This is a genomic window from Micromonospora sp. CPCC 205561, assembly GCF_036906775.1.
Lineage (GTDB): Bacteria > Actinomycetota > Actinomycetes > Mycobacteriales > Micromonosporaceae > Micromonospora.
Genome location: NZ_JBAKHV010000049.1, coordinates 26,593 through 47,603, shown reverse-complemented (window position 1 = coordinate 47,603; position 21,011 = coordinate 26,593). Strand labels below are relative to the sequence as shown.

General features: G+C 70.3%; 21 protein-coding genes. 14 read left to right on the top strand and 7 right to left on the bottom strand.

Features of this window, described 5'->3' with window-relative positions:
- The first annotated feature begins 314 nt into the window (after positions 1-314).
- Positions 315-1,277: an ATP-binding protein gene (locus V6V16_RS22305; RefSeq protein ID WP_334564958.1), complete on the top strand. Its 963-nt coding sequence runs from the start codon at positions 315-317 to the stop codon at positions 1,275-1,277.
- Positions 1,278-1,358: 81 nt separating this feature from the next.
- Here the strand turns inward: V6V16_RS22305 and V6V16_RS22300 are convergent, their stop codons facing one another.
- Positions 1,359-1,751: a Fur family transcriptional regulator gene (locus V6V16_RS22300; RefSeq protein WP_334564956.1), complete on the bottom strand. Its 393-nt coding sequence runs from the start codon at positions 1,749-1,751 to the stop codon at positions 1,359-1,361.
- A 396-nt stretch (positions 1,752-2,147) separates the two neighbouring features.
- Here V6V16_RS22300 and V6V16_RS22295 point away from each other — a divergent pair, with 396 nt between their 5' ends.
- The 4 genes from V6V16_RS22295 (at position 2,148) to V6V16_RS22280 (ending at position 5,467) form a co-directional block, all read left to right on the top strand.
- Positions 2,148-2,735, top strand: coding sequence for a YlcI/YnfO family protein (locus tag V6V16_RS22295; protein ID WP_334564955.1), 588 nt, complete (start codon positions 2,148-2,150; stop codon positions 2,733-2,735).
- A 74-nt stretch (positions 2,736-2,809) separates the two neighbouring features.
- A complete protein-coding gene (locus tag V6V16_RS22290) occupies positions 2,810-3,649 on the top strand; it encodes a DUF4097 family beta strand repeat-containing protein (protein WP_334564954.1) in 840 nt (279 codons plus the stop codon).
- Positions 3,650-3,677: 28 nt separating this feature from the next.
- Entirely contained in the window at positions 3,678-4,637 is a 960-nt protein-coding gene (locus V6V16_RS22285; protein ID WP_334564952.1) for an ATP-binding cassette domain-containing protein, read from the top strand.
- Positions 4,634-5,467, top strand: coding sequence for an ABC transporter permease (locus V6V16_RS22280; protein WP_334564950.1), 834 nt, complete (start codon positions 4,634-4,636; stop codon positions 5,465-5,467). The genes V6V16_RS22285 and V6V16_RS22280 overlap by 4 nt, the downstream gene beginning before the upstream one ends.
- Before the next feature lie 54 nt (positions 5,468-5,521).
- On the opposite strand, the gene V6V16_RS22275 is transcribed toward V6V16_RS22280, so the two are convergent.
- The 3 genes from V6V16_RS22275 to V6V16_RS22265 all read right to left on the bottom strand — a co-directional run bounded on the left by V6V16_RS22275 (position 5,522) and on the right by V6V16_RS22265 (position 8,021).
- Positions 5,522-6,697, bottom strand: coding sequence for a macrolide family glycosyltransferase (locus V6V16_RS22275; RefSeq protein ID WP_334564948.1), 1,176 nt, complete (start codon positions 6,695-6,697; stop codon positions 5,522-5,524).
- A gap of 50 nt (positions 6,698-6,747) precedes the next feature.
- Positions 6,748-7,398 (bottom strand): CatB-related O-acetyltransferase, encoded by a 651-nt coding sequence (locus V6V16_RS22270; RefSeq protein ID WP_442934132.1) that lies wholly within the window; start codon positions 7,396-7,398, stop codon positions 6,748-6,750.
- A gap of 302 nt (positions 7,399-7,700) precedes the next feature.
- Positions 7,701-8,021, bottom strand: coding sequence for a helix-turn-helix domain-containing protein (locus tag V6V16_RS22265; RefSeq protein WP_334564947.1), 321 nt, complete (start codon positions 8,019-8,021; stop codon positions 7,701-7,703).
- Positions 8,022-8,699: 678 nt separating this feature from the next.
- On the opposite strand from V6V16_RS22265, the gene V6V16_RS22260 reads away from it, so the two are divergent.
- On the top strand, positions 8,700-9,269 hold the full coding sequence (locus V6V16_RS22260) for a sugar O-acetyltransferase (protein ID WP_334564946.1): 570 nt from the start codon (positions 8,700-8,702) through the stop codon (positions 9,267-9,269).
- 204 nt (positions 9,270-9,473) lie between these two features.
- On the opposite strand, the gene V6V16_RS22255 is transcribed toward V6V16_RS22260, so the two are convergent.
- On the bottom strand, positions 9,474-10,766 hold the full coding sequence (locus tag V6V16_RS22255) for a GAF domain-containing protein (RefSeq protein ID WP_334564944.1): 1,293 nt from the start codon (positions 10,764-10,766) through the stop codon (positions 9,474-9,476).
- A 299-nt stretch (positions 10,767-11,065) separates the two neighbouring features.
- On the opposite strand from V6V16_RS22255, the gene V6V16_RS22250 reads away from it, so the two are divergent.
- The gene (locus tag V6V16_RS22250; RefSeq protein ID WP_334564963.1) at positions 11,066-11,635 is read left to right on the top strand and encodes a dihydrofolate reductase family protein; all 570 of its coding nucleotides are present in this window, start codon (positions 11,066-11,068) and stop codon (positions 11,633-11,635) included.
- A gap of 338 nt (positions 11,636-11,973) precedes the next feature.
- Here the strand turns inward: V6V16_RS22250 and V6V16_RS22245 are convergent, their stop codons facing one another.
- Complete coding sequence (locus tag V6V16_RS22245; protein ID WP_334564942.1) at positions 11,974-13,308, bottom strand: condensation domain-containing protein; 1,335 nt, start codon at positions 13,306-13,308, stop codon at positions 11,974-11,976.
- Positions 13,309-14,077: 769 nt separating this feature from the next.
- Between V6V16_RS22245 and V6V16_RS22240 the strand changes: the two genes are divergently transcribed.
- From V6V16_RS22240 to V6V16_RS22230, 3 genes are read left to right on the top strand one after another with little or no spacing between them, the layout of a single operon-like run.
- Positions 14,078-15,259, top strand: coding sequence for an acyl-CoA dehydrogenase family protein (locus tag V6V16_RS22240; RefSeq protein ID WP_334564941.1), 1,182 nt, complete (start codon positions 14,078-14,080; stop codon positions 15,257-15,259).
- Between the two features lie 18 nt (positions 15,260-15,277).
- A complete protein-coding gene (locus tag V6V16_RS22235) occupies positions 15,278-15,544 on the top strand; it encodes a phosphopantetheine-binding protein (RefSeq protein WP_334564939.1) in 267 nt (88 codons plus the stop codon).
- A gap of 2 nt (positions 15,545-15,546) precedes the next feature.
- Positions 15,547-16,437, top strand: a complete 891-nt coding sequence (locus V6V16_RS22230; protein ID WP_334564937.1) for a phytanoyl-CoA dioxygenase family protein — start codon at positions 15,547-15,549, stop codon at positions 16,435-16,437.
- Between the two features lie 399 nt (positions 16,438-16,836).
- On the opposite strand, the gene V6V16_RS22225 is transcribed toward V6V16_RS22230, so the two are convergent.
- Positions 16,837-17,355: a hypothetical protein gene (locus V6V16_RS22225; RefSeq protein WP_334564935.1), complete on the bottom strand. Its 519-nt coding sequence runs from the start codon at positions 17,353-17,355 to the stop codon at positions 16,837-16,839.
- Between the two features lie 372 nt (positions 17,356-17,727).
- Here V6V16_RS22225 and V6V16_RS22220 point away from each other — a divergent pair, with 372 nt between their 5' ends.
- The 4 genes from V6V16_RS22220 to V6V16_RS22205 all read left to right on the top strand — a co-directional run bounded on the left by V6V16_RS22220 (position 17,728) and on the right by V6V16_RS22205 (position 20,998).
- Positions 17,728-18,465: a VOC family protein gene (locus V6V16_RS22220; RefSeq protein WP_334564933.1), complete on the top strand. Its 738-nt coding sequence runs from the start codon at positions 17,728-17,730 to the stop codon at positions 18,463-18,465.
- Between the two features lie 136 nt (positions 18,466-18,601).
- Positions 18,602-19,252 carry a hypothetical protein gene (locus tag V6V16_RS22215; RefSeq protein ID WP_334564931.1) on the top strand — a complete coding sequence of 217 codons (651 nt, stop codon included), beginning with the start codon at positions 18,602-18,604 and terminating at the stop codon, positions 19,250-19,252.
- Between the two features lie 1,098 nt (positions 19,253-20,350).
- Entirely contained in the window at positions 20,351-20,575 is a 225-nt protein-coding gene (locus tag V6V16_RS22210; RefSeq protein WP_334564930.1) for a hypothetical protein, read from the top strand.
- Positions 20,576-20,794: 219 nt separating this feature from the next.
- Complete coding sequence (locus V6V16_RS22205; RefSeq protein WP_334564928.1) at positions 20,795-20,998, top strand: cold-shock protein; 204 nt, start codon at positions 20,795-20,797, stop codon at positions 20,996-20,998.
- Positions 20,999-21,011 lie beyond the last annotated feature (13 nt).

The window sequence follows — 21,011 nt, the reverse complement described above, 5'->3', positions numbered from 1 at the left end:
CCGGCGTGACCCGCGCCCGGGTGCCGGCCGGAGCGTGACGCGGTCACGACACCACCACGCCCCGCGCACCGTCCGCCCACCGGCGGCGAGCCGGCCGGCGGCGAGGAGGCCCGGCGGACCGGTGGTCCCCGTTCGCCGCCCGCCCCCTCGGCGCCGGGCGCGCGGGAGACGCGCCCGGCCGGCAACTGTCGCGCCGCGTCGGGCCCGGCACGAACACGCCGTCGTCGCGCCAACACCGGACGACCGGGCGGGAAGTCCGCTACAGTAATCGGACACAGGAACCGTTTTCACTAAGATGCGACGGAGCAGCCCGGATGAAGATCGCGTTCGTCGGCAAGGGAGGCAGCGGCAAGACCACGCTGGCGGCTCTCTTCACTCGCCACCTCGCCGAGGGCGACCGGCCGGTGCTGGCCATCGACGCCGACATCAACCAGCACCTCGCGGTGGCGCTCGGGGGCAGCGCGGAGGCAGCGGCGCGGCTGCCGGCGCTCGGTGACGCACTGCCCGAGATCAAGGAGTACCTGCGCGGCGACAACCCCCGCATCGCGTCGGCGGCGCAGATGGTCAAGACCACACCACCCGGCTCGGGCTCACGCCTGCTGCGGGTGGCGGAGGAGAACCCGGTCTACGACGCCTGCGTCCGCGAGGTGGGTGGCGTGCGGCTGGCGGTCACCGGGGCGTTCACCGAGGCGGACCTGGGGGTGGCCTGCTACCACTCCAAGGTCGGCGCGGTGGAGCTGCTCCTCAACCACCTCGCCGACGGTCCCGGCGAATACGTGGTGGTGGACATGACCGCCGGCGCGGACTCCTTCGCCTCCGGCCTGTTCACCCGCTTCGACCGCACCTTCCTCGTCTGCGAACCCACGCTACGCAGCGTCGGCGTCTACCGGCAGTACGCCGGCCACGCCCGCGACTACGGCGTCGCGCTCTCCGTCGTCGGCAACAAGGTCGAGGACGCCGCCGACGCGGACTTCCTGCGCGAGCACGTCGGGGCGGACCTGCTCACCTGGGTCAGCCGGTCGACGTACGTGCGCCGCGCCGAACGCGGCGTCGTCGGCCCGCTGGACGGCCTGGAGCCCGCGAACCGGGCGGTGCTGACCCGGTTGGCCGAGGCCGTCGACGCCACCGTGCAGGACTGGGACTCGTTCACCCGCCACGCTCACGAATTCCACCGTCGCAACGCGACCGCGTGGGCCAACGAACGCACCGGAACGGACCTGACCGCCCAGATCGACCCCGACTTCGTCAGGGGAGCCGCAGCGCGGGTACCGGGCTGAGCGACCCCGGCCGGTAGCCACGGGACATGGCCGAGGAGGCCGCGCCGGAGCCGCCGGGCGGCCCTGACGACCGACGAACAGTCAGCGTGCGCACTCCGCGCAGGTACCGAAGATCTCCAGGGTGTGGCCGACGTCGGTGAAGCCGTGCTGGGCGGCCAACTGGTCGGCCCACCGCTCCACGGCGGGACCGGCGACCTCCACCGTACGCCCGCAGTCGCGACAGACCAGATGATGGTGGTGCTTGCTCTGGCTGCACCGGCGGAACAGCTGTTCGCCGCCGGGTAGCCGGGTGGAGTCGATCTCACCGGCGTCGACCAGCATCTGCAGGGTCCGGTAGACGGTGGTCAGCCCCACCCGCGCCTTCCGGGCGAGCAGCATCTGATGCAGGTGCTGCGCCGAGTGGAAGCCCTCCACCTCGCGCAGCAGTGCCAGCACCTCGCCACGCTGGCGGGTGTTGCGGGTCGCCTTCGGCATCGCCTGAGTCACCGTGGCCGCGTCCTCCCGTGCTGTCGGCCGCCGCCTGCCGGCCGCCTCCGACGCCACTGTCACACTGTCGGTACGACCATTATGCGTCGCCGGTGCCCGCCCCCTCCGCGCCGCCCGACACCCTGTTCAGAGCTTCCCTCGCGGACCGGCCGGTCGTGGGTGAGCGGCCGCTCCCGCGGGCCGCACGGCTCACCCCCTTCGACGGCGGACCCCCGTCGGGCTACGGGCCCAGCGTCGACCTCCTCGGAAACGGGATGGGACAGCCCCGCGGCCTCCGGATCTGACGCGGTCGACCCCGGCCCGGAAAACGCCGCGAGCGGCACCCGTCCGCCCCGGTGCCCTCCAGCCTCGGCACGTGGCACCGACGGTGCCAGTGATGGCACCATGCTGAGCCACAGATGGCTTGTACTGGTGCCATGTCTGTGCCATATTGGTGCCATGGACTTGACCTCGTATGTGAACAGCCTCGGACGTGAGTTCGGCACACTTGCCGAAGCCGGCGGTGAGGAGGCGCGTGCGCTGGTCGAGCGCCTCACCGGGTCCCTCGAGTCGGCGATCCGGATGACGTTGCTGGAGACGCTCTCGGCCGCCGCCGACGAGATCACCCGGGACCTGGCTCCGGGTTCGGTGGAGCTGCGCCTGCGCGGGCGCGATCCGAACTTCGTCGTGACCCTGCCCCCCGTGGAGCCGCCCGAGCCCGCGGCCGAAGGCGCCGCGGCGACGGCCGAAGGGGCGCCGGAGAGCGAGCTGCTGATCGGCGAGGACGGTCCCGCCGCGCGGATCAACGTACGCCTGCCCGAGCAGCTCAAGGCCGCGATCGAGGAGGCCGCGGCCAAGGAGGGGCGCTCGGTCAACGCCTGGCTGGTCCGGGCGGCCGCCGCCGCCCTGCAGCGCTCCGATCGCGATCAGCGCCCGGAGCCGCGCTGCAGCGGGAAACGGTCCCCACAGCGCTTCACCGGCTGGGTGCGCTGACGCACCGCACGCCGTCTTCACACCACGTCCCCGACCTGCGGGACGACTCACCTACCCATGATGCGGGGACGACCATGCCAAATTTCGAGACACCCGAACCGATCTCCGTCACGCTCGAGCTCGGCGTCGGCGACGTACGCGTCGTCGCGAGCGACCGCCTCGACACCGTCGTCGAGGTCCGCCCGCGCGACGTAGCCGACGAGTCCGACGTCAGAGCCGCCCAGCAGGTACGTGTCGACCACACCGACGGCGTGCTCCGGGTCACCGGTCCCAGGCGCGCCTTCGACTTCTCCAAGAAGACCAGGTCGGTCGACGTGACCATCGAGCTGCCCAGCGGTTCCCAGCTCTCCGCCCACCTGCTGATGGGCGAGGTCCGGTGTGCCGGCCGGCTCGGGGAGTGCCGGGTCAGGACCACCGGCGACATCTGGCTCGAACGCACCGGCCCGCTACGCCTGCACACCGGGTTCGGGCACGTCACCGCTGGCGGCGTCACGGGCAGCGCCGAGATCTCCACCGGCTCCGGCCGGATCCGGATCGGCGAGATCGAGGGCACCGCGGAGGTCAAGAACTCCAACGGCGACACCACGATCGGCGCGGTCGTCGGCGACCTGCGGGTGCGCAACGCCAACGGTGCCATCGACATCGGGCGGGCCGGCGCCGGCGTGGACGCGAAGACGTCCAACGGCAGCATCCGCCTCGGCGAGGTGGCCCGCGCCTCGGTCGTACTCGGGACCGCCGCGGGCGACCTGGACATCGGCATCGCCGAGGGCACCGCCGCCTGGCTGGAGGTCAACACCGGCTTCGGGCAGGTGCACAACCTGTTGGAGAACGCCACCCGGCCCGACGAGACCGACCAGACCGTCGAGGTGCGGGGTCGCACCGGCTACGGCGACATCACCATCCGCCGCTCCTGATCCATCTCGCCCCCCAGAGAGGCACACCATGACCAGCAGGCACTCCGAGCCGGCGATCGCCGCGACGGGGCTACGGAAGTCGTTCGGCGACCAGCTCGTGCTCGACGGTCTCGATCTGCACGTGCGACGGGGCACCGTCTTCTCGCTGCTCGGCGCGAACGGGGCAGGGAAGACCACCACGGTCAAGATCCTGTCCACCCTGATCAGCGCCGACGCCGGTGACGCCCGCGTCGCCGGGCACGACGTCAACCGCGAACCGGACGCGGTGCGCGCCGCGATCGGTGTCACCGGTCAGTTCTCCGCCGTGGACAACCTGCTCACCGGCGAGGAGAACCTGCTGCTGATGGCGGATCTGCACCACCTCGCCCGGGGCGAGGGCCGGCGGCGCGCCGCCCAGCTGCTCGAACAGTTCGACCTGACCGAGGCGGGAAGGAAGCCGGCGTCGACCTACTCCGGGGGCATGCGGCGGCGGCTCGACCTGGCGATGACCCTGGTCGGCAACCCACGCGTGATCTTCCTCGACGAGCCGACCACCGGACTGGACCCGCGCAGCCGTCGGGCCATGTGGCAGATCGTCCGGGATCTGGTGGCCGGCGGCGTCACCATCTTCCTGACCACGCAGTACCTGGAGGAAGCCGACGAGCTGTCCGACCGGATCGCGGTGCTCGACCGTGGTCGGCTGGTGGCCGAGGGGACCGCGGAGGAGCTGAAGCGCCGCATCCCCGGTGGCCACGTTCGCCTGCGGTTCGCCGACGCCCGGGGCCTCGACGCGGCCCTGCGGGTGCTGGGCCAGGCCACCCGCGACAGCGACGCGCTCGCTGTGCGGGTGCCCAGTGACGGCAGCCTGCGCGCGCTCAAGACCCTGATCGGCCGCCTCGACGACGAGGCCATCGAGGTCGACGAGTTGTCCGTGCACACGCCCGATCTCGACGACGTCTTCCTCGCCCTCACCGGCAACCCCACCAACGAGAAGGTGACCGCCCGATGAGCACTCCCGCCCTCGACGGCCCCGCTCCGGCGAGCCTCCGTTTCCATCCGCTACGCGACTCGGCGACGATGCTGCGCCGCAACCTCCGGCGCATGCTGCGGTACCCGTCGATGACCTTGACGCTCATCGGGATGCCCGTCGTCTTCCTGTTGCTCTTCGTCTACGTGCTGGGCGGCACGCTGGGCGCCGGGCTCGACGCGACGGTGCACGGCGGCGGGGCCGGGGGGCGGGCCGCGTACGCCAACTACGTGGCACCCGCGATCATCCTGATGACCGTGACGGCCACGGTCCAGGGGACGGCGATCTCGGTCGCCATGGACATGACCGAAGGCATCATCGGCCGGTTCCGCACGATGCACATCGCCCGCGTCTCGGTGCTGACCGGACACGTCATGGGCAGCATGATCCAGGCGGTGTTCAGCCTGGCGGTCGTCATCGGCGTGGCGCTGCTGGTCGGCTTCCGGCCCACCGCCGGGCCGGGCGCGTGGCTGGCCACGGCCGGCTTCCTGATGGCGGTGACCTTCGCGCTCGTCTGGTTGTCCGTCGCACTCGGCCAGGTGAGCAGGAGCATCGAGACCGCGAGCAACCTGCCCCTGCCGCTCGTCCTGCTGCCCTTCCTCGGCAGCGGGTTCGTCCCCACCGACTCCATGCCGGCCGGCCTGCGGTGGTTCGCCGAGTACCAGCCGTTCACGCCGATCATCGAGACCCTGCGCGGCCTGCTGATGGACGAGCCGGTCGGGAACAACGGGTGGATCGCGCTCGCGTGGTGCGCCGTCATCGCGCTGGGCGGCTACCTCTGGTCGAAGCGGCTGTTCAACCGCGAGTCCTGACGTGGGTGGTGGACGGCTGAGAGCCGCTCCGCCACCCCGACCGGTGCGGCAGGCTCAGGCCAGCATGTCCTCGATGAGCTCGACGGCGCGCCGGGTGCCGCCCTCGGCCCGCGCCTCGGCCCGCAGCAGTGCCGAACGGCGGGCGACCTCCGCGTCGGTGACCAGTTCGTCCAGGGCGGCCCGTAGGTTCTCGGTGGTGGCGTCGGGGGTGTCGATGCGGCGGGCCACGCCCAGTTCCACGAGCCGGTCGGCGTTCATGAACTGTTCGGCGGCCTGCGGCACGGCGATCATCGGGACGCCGGCCAGCAGTCCCTCGCCGCAGCCGCCCATTCCGGCGTGGGTGACGAAGGCGTCCGCCTGCTCCAGGATCGCCCGCTGCGGGACCCAGGAGTGCACCTCGACGTTGGGCGGGATGTCGCCGAGTTCCCGTGGGTCGGTGTACTTGCCGATCTGGAGGACGACGTGCCAGCCGGGCAGGTTGCCGTAGGCCGCCAGGCACCGGCGGTAGAACTCCGGTTGACGGGTGTACGCCGAGCCCAGGGAGATCAGCAGCACGTTCTCCGCAGCCGCCGGCCGCGTCCAGCCGTCCCCGCCCGCGCGGACGTCGAAGCAGGGCCCGACGAAGGTCACCGTCTCGGGGTCGACCCGGTCCGCGTGCGGCTGCATCGCCCGGGTGATCAGCGCCAGGGCCCGCGCGGGACGACCGGAGAAGGCGTCCACGTCGGTGGTGGACGCGCCGCACCCGGCGAGCCATCGCGCGAACTTCGCCCGGTACGCGTCGGCGCCCGGCAGCTGTCGCAGGTGCGCCGCGACGTCCTGGTCGTAGCCGTCCCAGGCCACGAACGTCGGGGACAGCTGCACGATGGGACGGTCCTGCGATTCGGCGAGGGCGCGCGCGGCGTAGGCGCCGATGTCGTAGAGGTACAGGTCCGCCGGGTCGTGGTCGTAGGTGGCGCGCAACCGGGGCAGCGCCTGGATGGCGTTGTCGAGGAAGAGGTCCATCGCGGCGATGGGATCGTCGGGCCAGTTGTTGTCGGCGACCGGCAGCACGGAGGTGCTGGTGACGAATTCGGCGCCGGTGGCCGCGACCAGGTCGGCCACCGCCGGGTCGTTGGCGTACGTCACCCGGTGGCCGCGGGCCACCAGCTCTCGGACGATCTCAAGGCTGGGCAGGACGTGGCTGACGGCGGGAACGCCGACCATCGCGATGTGGGCACGGCGACGGGACATGATGATCACTCACTTCGGGTCTGGGCCGGACGGGACACGCGAGAGAGGCGTCACGCGTGCGGGGCGCCCGGGGCGGCGGCTTCGAGGTCGGCGATGCTGCCCGACATGATCGTCCGGACGTGGTCCGTGATGTGCTCCGCGGGCCAGTCCCACCAGGCCACCGCGAGCAGCCGGGCGACTTCCTCTCCGCTGTACCGGGTACGGATGAGCCGCGCCGGGTTGCCGCCGACGATCCCGTAGTCGGGTACGTCGCTGGTCACGACGGCGCCGGAGCCGACGATCGCGCCGTGTCCGATCCGTACGCCGGGCATGACCGTCGTGCCGTGGCCGAACCAGACGTCGTTGCCGACGATGGTGTCCCCTCGGCTGGGCAGGTCGGTGAGCAGGTCGAAGTGTTCCGACCACGAGCCGCCCATGGTGGGGAAGGGGAAGGTCGAGGGCCCGTCCATGCGGTGGTTGGCGCCGTTCATGATGAACCGCACTCCCGTACCCAGCGCGCAGAACCTGCCGATGATCAGTTTCTCCGGCCCGTAGTGGTAGAGCACGTTGCGCGTCTCGAACGCGGTCGGGTCGTCCGGATCGTCGTAGTAGGAGTACTCCCCGACCTCGATCAGCGGGGACCTCACCAGCGGCCTGAGCAGCACCACCCGCGGCTGCCCGGGCATCGGATGCAGGGCCGTCGGGTCGGCGGGTACGGGCATGGGCAGCGATTCCCGTCGGTTGAGGGTGGCCGGTGTCCCGTCCATGATCGCGGCACCGGGCCGCCCCGGGACACCGGTTTTCCACCACTACCCACCACGGTGGGTGCGCCCGCGCACGGCGGGTCGGGATCTGATGGCGGCGCCTCGGCTGCCTTGTCCCGCACCGCCTCCCGGCCGGCGGCCGGACGGGAACGGGTGCGGCGTTGGGCCAACGCCACCAGGGGCCAGGACGGGGACGTGGGGTCGCCCGGGCGGGTCAGCCGGCTGGCCGCCCGCCGCCGGGTTGCGCGGAGGTGGTCCGGTCAGTCGCGTCGCCGCGCCCCCTGCTGCTGGTTCCGGTTCTGTCGCAGGGCTTCCTCGAGTTGGTCTTCGAGGATGACGATCCGGCAGGCGGCGTCCAGAGCGAGGCCCTGGTCGACCATCTCGCGGACCCGGGCTGCCAGGCGCAGCTGGTAGCGGGAGTAGCGGCGGTGCCCGCCGGTGGAGCGGTGCGGATTGATCAGTTTCGCCTCGTCCAGGCGGCGCAGGAAGTCCTGCTTGGTGTTGAGCATCTCCGCGGCCTGGCCGATGGTGTAGGCCGGGTGGTTCTCGTCGCCGAACATGTCATCCGGGGTTTGCCCCATGTCACCTCCACGTCGAGGGCCCCGGCGCTTACGCGCCGGGGCCCAGGGTTACGGGTCAGAACACCATCTACCGACAGGAACGTCGGCTTGTCGTATCCGCACCAGCCGCAACTGACGGCTTCGGGTGCGAGGATCGCATAAGCGTGACCGGAGACCACCTCTCGTTCGATGGAAACTGCGGTGTCCGCCGAGCCGGTAGTGACGACCGACGGCGGGCGATCCAACGGTGTACGGCCCTCCCTTTCCTCTGCTACTTCTTCCCTTGCTGTCGTACGGTCCGCCGGTGTCGGAGCCCACGCGACTTCATGGCTCCGCACACGTACGGCGAACATCAGGTGGAGCCCTGAAAGAGCCCTGGCCCCATCTGCGGTCCCGGTGGGAATCCCCCCGGGACTGGCGTGCTCCTACTGCTTCGGGAGGAACAGTGAAGATCTTTCCTCCCTCGCCGCCCGTCGTGACCTCACGGCCGGGCGGTCCGTCCGCGTCTTGACGGATCTCACTCTCGACTCGAAGAAGATTATTGCATGCCACCGAAGATGTCTAGTCGCTTCAGCCTAGATTCAGATCCGAGCGCGAGACCCACGCTCTGCGCCGAGGGCCCAGCCGACGACGCGGTGACGCGCTCCCTGCCGGTGGGTCGCCCCCCGGCTCTCTGACGCCGCGTGCCAGCATGGCCTCGTGCGCAACCAGCGACGCCTACGAACACGGACGCCCGAGTCGCGAGCCTTCGCGGAGCGCGTACAGCTGGTCATGAACCTGACCTCGCGCCTCAACGTGCTGCCATTCGACGACCTCGAAGCGCGCAGGACGGTACTCACCGAGATCTTCGGTGGACCGATCCCCGACTCTCTGTCCATCCTGCCCCCGTTCTACTGCGATTACGGGCTCGGAGCTTCGTTCGGAGAGCGCGTGTTCATCAATCAGGGATGCTTCTTCCTCGACTACGGGGGCATCACCCTCGGCGACCGCGTCATGATCGGTCCCCGAGTGACCCTGAGCACGGCCGGGCACCCCGTCGAACTCGACGAACGATACGACTTCATCACGCACGCACCCATCGTCATCGAGGATGACGTGTGGATCGGCGCCGCGGCCACGGTCACCCCCGGGGTGACGATCGGTCGCGGCTCCGTCGTCGGCGCGGGCGCCGTGGTCGCGAAGGACGTGCCGCCGCTCAGTGTGGTGACGGCGACAAGCACCGTCGAGCGAAGGCGTCTGAAGCCGGCGTCGTCCACCGCCGTCTCCTGAGGCCCGCGGCTCGCCCGCGCGCATCGGCGGTAGCGGAGGCCGGCCCGCGGTGGTCGGTGCTCGGGTCGCTGTTGAGGCCGCGCCCGTAGCGACCCGTCTCGTTGCCGTGGACGGTCACCACCGCGGCCCGGCAGTCGTGAGGGCGGCTGACGGCCCGGGGGCGCCCGCCCCCAAGCCCACCCCGGCGGCCCGCCGGGGTCGTCGCTAGCGGTTGAGGTAGGCCGCCAGGCCGCCGAGGGACTCGCTGGCGATGAAGATCGACCGCACGTTCAGGATCGCTTCCTCGACGTGGACGGGACAGCCCCACGCCGAGTCGCCCCACGAGTCGGCGATCTTGATCTCGGCTGGTGCGGTGCACCCCTGGGCGCCGCCGAGCTGGCAGTGCTCGGGGTGCGGCGTGGCGGCCTGCGCGGCCGCGGCGGCACGCATGCGGGCGGCGAGTTCCGCGGCGGCGGCGGCGCGCTGCTCGGCCTCGGCGCGCAGTTCCCGCTCCGCCTGCACCGCCTTGGCCAGCTCGTCATGGGCTGCTCTGGCCCGCGCCTCGGCGGCGAGTTTCGCCTGCTCGATGTGGTGGCGTTCGACGGCCAGGGCCGCGGTGCCGGCGAAGACCCGGGCGAGGGCGAGGTCGGTGTCCTGCGGGACGCGCGGGGTGCGGTGGTACATGGCGAAGGTGCCCAGCAGGCCGCCGTCGCGGGCCAGGATCGGCGTGGACCAGCAGGCGGCCAGCCCGGCCCGGCCCGCCAGCTCCCGGAAGTCGCTCCAGAACGGGTCGGTGGTGATGTCGGTGACGATGACCGGTTCCCGCCGGTGGGCGGCGGTGCCGCAGGAGCCGACGCCTTCGCCGGTGGCGATCCCGTCGATGGCCTCGTTGTAGAAGTCGGGCAGGCTGGGCGCGGCGCCGTGGCGCAGGTGCCGGCCGTCGGGATCGGCGAGCAGAACGGAGACGAGGATCTCCTGCGGTGCGAGGTTCTCGATGCAGCGGGCCATCCCGTCGAGCACCTCGGTCAGGGGTGCCTGACGGGCGATCTGCTCCAGCAGGGCACGGTGTTCGGCCATCAGTCGTTGGGCATGCTTGACCTGGGTGGTCTCCACCCCGAGCACCCGGATTCCGGTCACGTCGCCGGCGGCGTCTCGGCGCGGCTCGTAGGTGAAGTCGAAGAACGCCTCCCGCGCGTACGGACCGCTGCCGAGCACGACCCGGACGTCACGGCCGGTGTAGGGCTCACCCGTGCGGTAGACCTGGTCCAGCAGCGCGATGAAGCCCTGACCGGCCAGTTCAGGCATCAACTCGGCGATCGCGAGCCCGGTGCGCGCCCGTTCCTCGCCGATGGCGGCGAAGAACGCCGGGTTCGCCGTCTCCACCAGGTGCGCGGGCCCCGCGAGCGCGGCGAAGACAGCGATGGACTGCCCGAAAAGTGCCCGCAGATCCTCCTCCGCCGCCTGCCCGGCAACCGCCGGATCCGCAGCGGTCGGCTGCCGACCTGTTACCGCCGTCATGTCGTGGTTCGCCTCTCATCCGCGGACGCGGGGAACGATCAATGGTGCACCGGTCGCTGACGATAGCCGCAGTGCGCGGGGAAATCACCGAGGCCGCCGCAGTGTACCGGCGGCCCGATCGGCCCGGACAGAGGCGGAGCAGGGCCGGGAGAGTGTCGTGGCCCGCTTCCCGTCCTCGCGCCTCGGCCGCGCCGCGGTGCCAGGGGTTGCGCCGGCGATCGGTCCCGGCGGCACGACAACCGGTTCTGTCCGCCCTCGCCGATACCCTGGGCGACCGGGCGTATTCAAGGAGATCACCCATCGGCAGACTGATCTACTCGATGATCACGTCGGTCGACGGCTACGTGAGCGACAAGGACGGCAACTTCGGATGGGGGGCGCCGGAGGAGGAGACCCACGAGTTCATAAACGAGCACATGCGGTCGCTCGGCACCTACCTCTACGGGCGCCGGATGTACGAGACGATGACCTACTGGGAGACCGCGCACACGGTGCCGGACCAGCCGCCGTACATGGTGGAGTGCGCCCGCATCTGGCAGGCCGCCGACAAGATCGTTTATTCGACCACCCTCGACGAGGTGTCCAGCGAGCGCACCCGCATCGAGCGCTCGTTCGACCCGGAGGCGGTCCGCAGGCTGAAGGCCGAGTCCGACCGCGACATCTCCGTCGACGGACCGGTGCTCGCCGCCCAGGCCGTCCGGGCCGGGCTGGTCGACGAGTACCAACTCATCGTCGGGCCGGCGATCGTCGGTGGCGGCCACCGGTTCTTCCCGGACGACGTGCGCGTCGACCTGGAACTGCTGGACGAGCGCCGGTTCGGCAACGGCGTGGTCTACCTGCGCTACGGCGTCACCAATTACGACCAGTAGCCGGGTAGCCGTCCGGGTGCGGTCGCGTTCAGGCCCCCGAACGCGATGGCCCGCTCGAACCCGGCGTCGTCGAGCGGCCGGCCCAGGAACGTCTGCGCCACCGGGCGTCCGGGAACTCGCACTCCACCGGCACGCGGTTCACCCGTGGCCGACCGGCTCGCCGGACAGCGCCCGGACGACGCCGTCCGCGAGCCCTCGGAGGTGCCGGAGCATCGCGGCCGACCCGTCCGGGCGCGTCACCGACGCTCGCTCCGCACCGTGGCTGGGTAAACCCGCGTCGGCCACGGTGCGGAGAGTGCCGCGCACGCCGTTCGCGGTGGCGGTGCTGGTGTCGGATGTCAGATCGCCGAGTCCGGGTCGGCCACCATCTCGCCGATCACGCCGAGATACTCGGCCACCTGCTCGTGGATCTCGGCCTGATCGAACAGGTGGCGACTGAAGCTGAGCCCGCCCACCACCTCGGTCTTCCCGAGGTGCATCGACCAGATCAGGCCGTCCGGGGTCTCGGAGCCGAGCGGCTGCGGCATGACCCGCCGCCAGATCGCCGTGTACTCGAGGTCGCCGATCCGCTTGCCCTGCATCAGGTAGGGCGGCTGGACGGCCTGGAACAGGCACGGCACCGCGTCGGGGCCAACCGAGGACATCAGCTCGGGCGCCTCGGCGAGCACGTGCAGCAGCGGCAGCTCGTGCGAGAAGGCGCCGACGCAGGCCGTCCTGGTGCGGGCGACGGCATCCCGGAAGGTCCGGCAGTCGCGCAGATCCACCCGCAGCGGGACGAAGTTGAAGAACGAACCGACCGTGGACTGAAAGCCGTGCTGGCGGCCCGGCGCGAAGGTGGGCACCACGATGTCGGTGGCCTGGGTACGCCGGTTCACAAAGACGGTGAACGCGGCGAGCAGCACCATGAACGGGGAGCTGCGCGTCGCCTTGGCCAGCCGGGAGACCCCGGTGCTCAGGTCCGCGTCGGTGACGAAACGGTGATAGCTCGTCGCCGGGGTCACCTGCTCGTTGCGGCGCGTCGGCGCGACCAGGATCTGGGCACCGCGCAGCGTTTCACGCCAGTAGGCCCGCGCGGCAGCCACCGTCGGCCCGGCGGCCTCCTCCTGCTGTGCGGCGACGTAGTCGCGGTACTGGGTCACCTCGGGCAGCCGCGGCTCGTTCCCGGCCGTGCGGGCCGCGTAGCACTCCGCCAGGTCCCGCAGGATCACCTGGAGCGACCAGACGTCCGCGGCGCTGTGGTGGGCGGACAGCACGAGCACGGAGTCCTGCTCGTCGAAGCGGCCGAGCACGGCCCGCAGCAGCGGGACCTCGTGGATCGGGAACGGCCGGGTCTCCGCCTCGATCATGAGATGCTCGGCGCGCCGGTCCCGGTCCGCCTCCGTCGACTCGTCCAGTTCAACCAGCAGCAGTTCGGGCTGCCGGGCGGGCAGCACGCTCTGCGTGCCGACGCCGTTCTCGAGGTGCACCACGGTACGCAGCGCCTCGTGCCGCTCGACCACGTCGGCCAGTGCCAGGCGCAGGGTCTGCACGTCGACGCGACCGTGGAGCCGCCACCCGCCGACCTCCACGTAGTGCGGCCCGAACGGCCCGGCTTCGAAGCCCTGGGCGAACATGCAGAGGAACTGCTGCTGCAGTGAGAGCTGCGTACGTGCATCGGTTCCGACGATGGTCATTTGCGCTCCCTGATGGTGTGGCGAACGGATGGTTACTGCCCTGCTACGTGGCCGCGCCTCGATTGTCATCACCGCCGGGAGGGGGGCCGCATCTTCGTGATTGCCGCCGTCTGCCCACCGATCGGGAGATGAGCAGGGCGGACCCATTGACGCGCGTCCCGCGAATTGGCGAGCCGGCACGTCGTCGCGGCGGGCGTCCGCACCGGAAACACCGTCGGGCCGCCCGATCTTTTCTTCGAATCCTCAAGAAGGATTGCGGCTTGATACTGCCGCAATCGTCGTCGGCCTACAGGCAGGGCGGCGAATGCTGGGCCTGCACGGACCAGGGGCGGCCTGTCAGGCGTCGAGCCGGACGCGTTCCGTTCCGAATCTGGCATCTTCTCCGGCCTGGGCCGTCGTTGTCGGGCAGGTCGGCACCGGGAGCTTCATTGGAACTTCATGCTCCGCGCCGTGGCCGACGGTCGCATCTCCGGGCTTGCTCAGACCCACCCGCAAGCTGACCGCGCACGTCGGGCCCCGCGACGGGCCTGCCCGGCCCGGTGGCGCGACAGACGCGGCGGCGCTTCGGCGACATGACGCTGCCCCTGATCTTCGGGCCGTGCCGCGCGCTGCCCGCAAGGAGACCGGCGAGGTCGATCGCCGTCCGGCGGCCGGACCGGGCCGGCGGGCGGCGCAACGGCTGACGGCTCGGACAGCAGCTCAGAAGGTGCGTCGCGGTAACGCCGGCCGCCAGAGTGATACGGACGCGGTCCTGACTCGAGGAGGGTCTATGGAAACAGTCACCATGCCGCCGCGGACCGAGCTGCTGAGGCGGGCGGCCGAGCTCGGCGGCGTGCTGAGGGCCAGTGCGCAGGCGGCGGAGCGGCGCAGACGGCTCAGCGACGAGATGCTCGAAGCGTTGGGCGGCTCCGGTCTGCTGCGCATGCGGATGCCGCGGCGCTATGGCGGCTACGAGTCCGACACGCGGACCGTCACCGAGGTGTTGGCCGAGCTGGCGCGCGGCGACGGCTCTACCGCCTGGACCGCGTCGGTCTGGCTGATCAGCAGCTGGATGGTCGGCCTGTTCCCGGACGCCGTGCGCGACGAGGTGTTCGCCGATCCCGACGTGCGGATCAGCGGGATCCTCAGCCCCGGCGCGGTGGCCGTGCCGACCGACGGTGGCTACCTGGTCAACGGCGAGTGGTCGTTCAACACCGGCGCCCAGCAGAGCGACTGGAACGTGAACGCCGCCGTCCGGCCCACCCCGGACGGGCAGCACGAGCCCGTCATGGTGCTGATCCCGATGAGTGACCTACAGGTGATCGACGACTGGCACACCGCTGGGATGTGCGCCTCCGGCAGTGTCACGACGGTGGCCAGGGACGTCTTCGTGCCGGCCGAGCGGGTACTGCCGGTCGGCCCGGTGATCGGCGGCGTGCACCCGCTGCAGCAGGACCCCGCCGCGCCGATGTGGCGGGCCCCGTTCATGCCGATCGCCTGCACGACCGTCGGCGCGACCGCGTACGGCCTCGCGGTCGCCGCCCAGGACGCGTTCCTGGACCGCCTGCCCGGCCGCAAGATCACCTATACCGAGTACGCGGAGCAGAGCGCCGCACCGCTGACCCACCTCCAGGTGGCCCGCGCGGCGGTCGGGGTGGACGAGGCCGGGTTCCACGTCCTGCGCACCGCCGACCTGATCGACGCCAAGGCGGCGTCCGGCGAGCCGTGGAGCCTTGAGGAACGCGCCCGTGCGCGGCTGGACCTGGGCGCCGTCTGCCTGCGCGCCAAGGAGGCCGTGGACGTGCTGGCCGGTGCCAGCGGCGGCTCCTCGCTCTACACCAGCGTGCCGATTCAGCGCATCGAGCGCGACATCAAGGCGCTCAACCTGCACGCGATCATGCACCCCGACACCAACTTCGAGCTGTACGGACGCCTTACCTGCGGCCTGCCATCCAATACCCAGTACCTCTGATCCCACCCTGGAGGAGACATGAGCACCCAGCAGTCGGCTCTCAGCACGACGGAAATCAGCCAGCGTGTCACGGCGATCTGGACGGACGTCCTGGGCCCGGGCTCCGATCGGCCCGGCGCCACGTTCTTCGAACTCAACGGGCAGTCCATCGCGGCCGTGCAGATCGCCGCGGCGATCGAGGAACAACTGGGCGTCACTCTCGACATCGGCGATCTCTTCGAGGACCCGGACCTGGAGACCCTGACCCGCGTCGTCCTCGCCCTCTCCAGCGACTCGGCCGGCTGACCATGGGAGCCGCGAAGCACGAACTGACTCACGTACGGCCGGATGCGGACCTCGACCACGTGGTGGCGATTCTCGAGCGCGAGGGAGCGGTGATCGTCGAAGATTTCACCGACGCCGCGACGCTCGCCGGGCTCCGATCGGATCTCGGGCCCGGCCTCGACGCCTCCGCCTACAGCGAGAGCGGTTACGACGGGCAGAAGACCAAGCGGCTGTCCAGCCTGTTCCGGCGGACGACGCACATGACGCCGGTCGTGACCCAGCCCCTGTTCCTAGGTTCGGCGCGGCGGCTGCTGCAACAGCCGACGCACATCTATATCGGCAAGGTCCGGATGGAGGTGACGCCGAGTATCCAGGTCAGCTTCACCCAGGCGATACGAATCGATCCGGGCCAGGGCCGGCAGCCGTTGCACCGCGACGACGCGATGCATCTGTGGCGGCATCCGGGACCACCGTGCCGGTTGCAGCTGATGCTGGCCATGACCGACTTCACCAGCGCCAACGGCGCGACCCTGGTCATTCCCCGCAGTCACCACTGGGACGACGAGCGGGCGCCCACGTACGCCGAGGCGGTCCCGGCCGTCATGCCCGCCGGTTCCGCGCTGCTCTGGCAGGGCGGGGTCTACCACGGCGGCGGGGCCAACACCACGGAGTCGCCGCGGCACAGCCTCTCGGTCGCGCTCGACCTGGGCAACCTGCGACAGGAGGAGAACCAGTACCTCGCCGTCCCCCGGGAGACCGTGCAGACCCTGCCGGAGGAGGTGCAGCGGCTGCTCGGCTGGGACCGCTGCCCGCCTGGTCTCGGCCAGGTCGAGACGCAGGACCCGCACCTGCTGCTGGAACGGACACTACAGGAACTCGCCACCAGGCCACGTGGTGCGAACCCGTTGATGTAGCGCACCTGCCCGAGGTCCCACCGACATGGCCGGCCTCGGCAACCCGCCGATCGCAAGCTGGCCCGCACCGAGGCCGGAAGCAGCCGGTGCGTCCTGCGACCGCAGGCGCACCGGCTGCCGCGTCCAGGCTCGGCGGGGTTCAGGCCCGACCGGGCGTTCCCAGGTCAGCCACTCGAACCCCTGAGCCTTCTGATCCGTGGGCAGGGCAGGCTCGGACGGTGATTCTGCACTTCCCAGCCGGAGCCGAGCCTGACCCGCCCGGTGTTGCCGTTGCTCAGGTAGTGGCACATGACGCTGCCCGAGCCGATGCCGAGCGGTCGCCGTGGCCGTTGAGGTGCCGGGGCGAGGACGGCCCGGCCATCGCCCTGCATGCCGGAGCACCGGGGCGCCGTCGAGGGGTCAGGGCCACCACGGCGAATCGGAGGGGTCTTCCGCGATCTCGATCATCTCAGCGGCCGTGAAGAGGCTCTCCACGAAGTCGTCGGGCGGGAGCAGGAGGTGCGCGCCGGGAAGCAGGGCCTCGATCAACGCTTCTTTCCCCAGCTCCACGAGTATCTCCTGCGCGATGTCCAGGGCGCCGGCCACGAGCGGGTGCTGGTCCCGTATCTCAGCCGGGTCGGGCGCGGCGGCGCTCGAATCATTCCGGTAGTTGATGAGCGCGTCCATCATCTGGGTGCGGTGGTGCTCCTCGGTGACCGCGCGAGCGACGATGTCCGCGATGTCTCCGCGGATGTCCCGGGCAGCCTTCTTCTTCGCCGTTTCATCGAGTTCGTCGAAGGCTTCGAGTTTCCTCCTGAGGGCGCGCCCCTCGGGAGTGTCCTTCACCAGGTCCAGCGCGGCTTGACGGAGCGGCAATTCGTCGAGCGGAAGGTCATCGTGCCGGGCGCCGTCCTCATCCGTTTCATCGGTGCTGCTCATTGCACCAGTCTGGCGGCCGCTGTCCAGGCCTGGCCGATCGACGGCGATGGTGTCGCGGCTGCTGGCCCCGACGGGCAGTTCGAGCAACTCGAAGCGCGTCGATTGACGATGGAGATCAAATGGTCCTCGACCGCCGGACGGAATCGGGCAGCCCCGGAGCGCACCGGGCAGGACGAGACGTGGGGATGCCGTCGGAAGAGCACACCGTGCTATGCCCAAGCTGGGGTGTGTAGGCCATTGAGGTAACGCGGCGAGCCGGTCGGCACCAGGCGCAAGCTACCGGAGATCCCGCCATGCCGATCTTCGGCAGACGGGGCGATCACTCCAGTCCGGGCAGCACCAGCCGACTCGACGGGCCCTAGCATCACCGGCATGGCAACGCGGCTCGTTCAGATCAACATGAAGGCTCGGGACGGCTCGGCGCTCGGCGGTTTCTGGGCGGCGGCGCTCGGCTGGGGAGTCTCCAGCGAGGGGCCCGGCGTGACCAACCTCGAACCCGAGGGCTTCGTCTACCCCGACCCAACCGCTGTCTGCATTGACCTCGTCGTCTCCCCGGAACCCAAGACGGTGAAGAACCGCGTGCACGTCGACCTCGCCACCACCTCGGCGGCCCATCAGGCGGAGGTGGTCACGCGCCTGAAGGATCTCGGCGCGAAACCTGCCGACGTGGGCCAGGGCGACGTCCCCTGGACGGTCATGGTCGACCCGGAGGGCAACGAGTTCTGTGTGCTGGACCCCCGACCGTTCTACCGGGACACCGGGCCGATCGCCGCGGTGGTGGTCGACTGCGCGGACCCGCGGGCCATGGCCCGCTTCTGGGGCAAGGCCATGGACTGGACCCTGCACGAGGTGACCGACCAGCGGGCGGTACTGCGCTCCGCCAAGGGCGTCGGCCCCTATCTGCGGTTCCTCCGTACACCGGACGTGAAGACCGGGTGGAACCGCGTCCATCTCGATGTCCGCCCGTACCCAGGTGACGACCTTGAGGCCGAGGCGGCCAGACTGCGGGCTCTCGGCGCCACCGCCGTCGATCTGGGCCAACACGAAGTCCCCTGGACCGTCCTCGCGGACCCGGAAGGCAACGAGTTCTGCCTCCTCACCCCAGCCTGACCAGACCCTCCTCGACCGCTCGCCACGGCCACCAGCCCGGACTTGACGGTGGTGCGCCGTGGTCCGGCTGAGGAGGGAGTGCTGCGCCAGCGGCGGAGCCGATGCGTAGGTGGATGGTCCGCCATACCCTGACCCGGTGCTGGCTGCCGAGGCTCCGAAGATCACCGACTGGATGCAGGCGTGGGGAAGCCTGGCCGGGCTGCTGATGTCGACCCTCGCCGTCATCGTCACCGGCCTGCTGCTTCGTCACGAGATCCGGGTCCGTCGGGAGGAGCAGCGGGCCAGCGAAGCCGCCCAGGCCCGCTTGGTGATTCCTGTCCTGACCTTCGATGACGACTCCGGAACCGAGGGCATCAGGACCTACGGCCCATCGAACCCGGCGTCGGTTACTCTCACCAACCACAGCGCCGCGCCGATCTTCGACGTCCGCGTCGATGTCGTGTGGAAGGGAGCCAACCGCTGGCCGGGCCGCCGCCGGGACTCAGTGGAAACGGTGTCATCAGGCGGGGCCCGGCGCTTCACGGTGGTGGAGAAGACCGTGGCGGTGGACTACGAGCTGCCGGCACTCGCGGCAAGCAGGGGGCAGGCCCGGGTCCAGTTCACGGACGCCGCCGGCCTGGTCTGGGAGCGGGTGGGCCTTCAACCCCCTGCTCGTTACACGCCGTCGGAGAGCCCCATGGGCAGGGCCTTCCGACTGCTTCCCTGGCTGATCTTCGTGATCTACGTCGTTCTGCCTGCGATCCTCGTCACCGCTGTCATCGTCCTGGCCCGGGTCCTGCCGTGGTGACTCTTGACCAGCGGGGCGGGGCTGGACCTACCCCCACATTGGCGGCGGACCACCGTCAGCGACGAAGGGGGTCACGGTGATCGCAGGGGCGCGAGCTGCACGGTCCAGGTCCGGGCTGTCCCGACGGCCGCAATTGCCCGGCAGAGGAGGTCGCAGCCCAGATGTGGGCTTCCTTCTGCGAATCCGCGGTTGATCAAGCTGATCGCTCTGGGGTGGTCACCCGCCGCAAGAGCATCCTCCAGCCCGGCGGCCAAGACCGCGGCGAGCGCGGCGTGGAAACTGTCCACCCCTCGTTCGCGGAGGGTCTTGGCGGGCTCGCGCAACGGTGACGGAAAGACCGGGGGCGGGGCTAACACGAAAGTCATGTCCTTCTCCTGTGGTGTCGGTGTTGCTCGCTCGAGCGAGTCAGGTTGGCGCCCACCTGCCGCAGCCGTGCCGCGACGGCCTCGTCGCACCACCGCGCCGGGGCGATTCGCTGGCTACTACCGGCGAAGTAGGGGCTGATGGCCCGGGCAAGATCGCTGCCGGGACGCGAGTCGTTGTGCCTGGGGCAGACGCTTCCCGAAGGGCGCCTGAAGGGGACGAACAGTCACTGGAGCCAGCCACGCCTCGGATCATGACGGTTTGCCTCACGCGTCGCTGGTCGTCGCCCGTGACGGACGCGGCGTTGTCCGTCAGCACACTGAGATGTCGATGGCGATCGGATGGTCTGCCAGCGCTCGGCCCTCGAAGCTGGGGGTTGTCCTGTGGACACTGCCGAGACCCGGGCAGCACGCCCGGTAGGCGTTTGCCGCCAATGATGTTGACGAACTGATCCGCCACCTACTCTACGCGCACTACCGCAACGGTGCCGCTGCCAGCGCAGGGAGCTGACTCCAGCGATGAATGTGGCTCCCTCTCGGCGAGGATCGACACGACCCGCCCCGTGTCCAGTGTCACGCCCGCCCGGGCGCGGTCGTCGTCCGAGCTTCGCCTGTGTCGGCGACCTGCGACCTACAGCAGCGGTTGCACGTCGGCAGATCTGGCTGCGCGAGTCGACCGAGGAGCCCACGACAGCGCCACCGCACCTGGCACCCCCACTCGACTAGCCTCTACGACATGGCAACTACGGTGCTACGCGTCCGGCTCATCGGCGGCGAACGCATGGATATCACGTACGACAGACCGGACGTCTCCGACGAGGACGAGCTTGTGGACCACGTGATCTCGACACTGGCACAGGATTCGGGAGTGCTGCGCACCAAACACGGTGACCGGCTCGTCGTACTCTACGGCCGAGGCGTCGCAGCGATCGAAGTTGCGCCTCGCGGTGCAGTGCTGTGAGGGAGGCCGTACACATGGCGCCTGGCGGCGGGCGCCGGATTCTGTGCTAGCATCGACCAGTTGCAGTTTTGATTTCCGTAGACGTTTCGGCGCCTGATGGGTTATCTGAAACCCATCCAGGCGCTTTTTCGTTTTCGTGTCGTTCCCGGCGCGGGTGATCAACGCGGTGGCGCGCGAGTCCGCACAGTGCGGTCTCCAACAGCCTGCGAAGGAGCAGACATGACTACTGGTACCGTGAAGTGGTTCAACGGCGACAAGGGCTTTGGCTTCATCAGCCAGGACGGCGGCGGCGCCGACGTCTTCGCCCATTTCTCGGCGATCTCGGCGAGCGGCTTCCGCAGCCTTGAGGAGAACCAACGGGTGGAGTTCGACATCACCCAGGGCCCGAAGGGCCCGCAGGCGTCGGACATCCGCTCGCTCTGATCCACGCTTCGCT

Coding starts and splice junctions, on each gene's coding strand:
- V6V16_RS22305 (WP_334564958.1), top strand. CDS start 315: ATGAAGATCGCGTTCGTCGGCAAGGGAGGCAGCGGCAAGACCACGCTG.
- V6V16_RS22300 (WP_334564956.1), bottom strand. CDS start 1,751: ATGCCGAAGGCGACCCGCAACACCCGCCAGCGTGGCGAGGTGCTGGCA.
- V6V16_RS22295 (WP_334564955.1), top strand. CDS start 2,148: ATGCTGAGCCACAGATGGCTTGTACTGGTGCCATGTCTGTGCCATATT.
- V6V16_RS22290 (WP_334564954.1), top strand. CDS start 2,810: ATGCCAAATTTCGAGACACCCGAACCGATCTCCGTCACGCTCGAGCTC.
- V6V16_RS22285 (WP_334564952.1), top strand. CDS start 3,678: ATGACCAGCAGGCACTCCGAGCCGGCGATCGCCGCGACGGGGCTACGG.
- V6V16_RS22280 (WP_334564950.1), top strand. CDS start 4,634: ATGAGCACTCCCGCCCTCGACGGCCCCGCTCCGGCGAGCCTCCGTTTC.
- V6V16_RS22275 (WP_334564948.1), bottom strand. CDS start 6,697: ATGTCCCGTCGCCGTGCCCACATCGCGATGGTCGGCGTTCCCGCCGTC.
- V6V16_RS22270 (WP_442934132.1), bottom strand. CDS start 7,398: ATGCCCGTACCCGCCGACCCGACGGCCCTGCATCCGATGCCCGGGCAG.
- V6V16_RS22265 (WP_334564947.1), bottom strand. CDS start 8,021: ATGGGGCAAACCCCGGATGACATGTTCGGCGACGAGAACCACCCGGCC.
- V6V16_RS22255 (WP_334564944.1), bottom strand. CDS start 10,766: ATGACGGCGGTAACAGGTCGGCAGCCGACCGCTGCGGATCCGGCGGTT.
- V6V16_RS22245 (WP_334564942.1), bottom strand. CDS start 13,308: ATGACCATCGTCGGAACCGATGCACGTACGCAGCTCTCACTGCAGCAG.
- V6V16_RS22240 (WP_334564941.1), top strand. CDS start 14,078: ATGGAAACAGTCACCATGCCGCCGCGGACCGAGCTGCTGAGGCGGGCG.
- V6V16_RS22235 (WP_334564939.1), top strand. CDS start 15,278: ATGAGCACCCAGCAGTCGGCTCTCAGCACGACGGAAATCAGCCAGCGT.
- V6V16_RS22230 (WP_334564937.1), top strand. CDS start 15,547: ATGGGAGCCGCGAAGCACGAACTGACTCACGTACGGCCGGATGCGGAC.
- V6V16_RS22225 (WP_334564935.1), bottom strand. CDS start 17,355: ATGAGCAGCACCGATGAAACGGATGAGGACGGCGCCCGGCACGATGAC.
- V6V16_RS22220 (WP_334564933.1), top strand. CDS start 17,728: ATGGCAACGCGGCTCGTTCAGATCAACATGAAGGCTCGGGACGGCTCG.
- V6V16_RS22210 (WP_334564930.1), top strand. CDS start 20,351: ATGGCAACTACGGTGCTACGCGTCCGGCTCATCGGCGGCGAACGCATG.
- V6V16_RS22205 (WP_334564928.1), top strand. CDS start 20,795: ATGACTACTGGTACCGTGAAGTGGTTCAACGGCGACAAGGGCTTTGGC.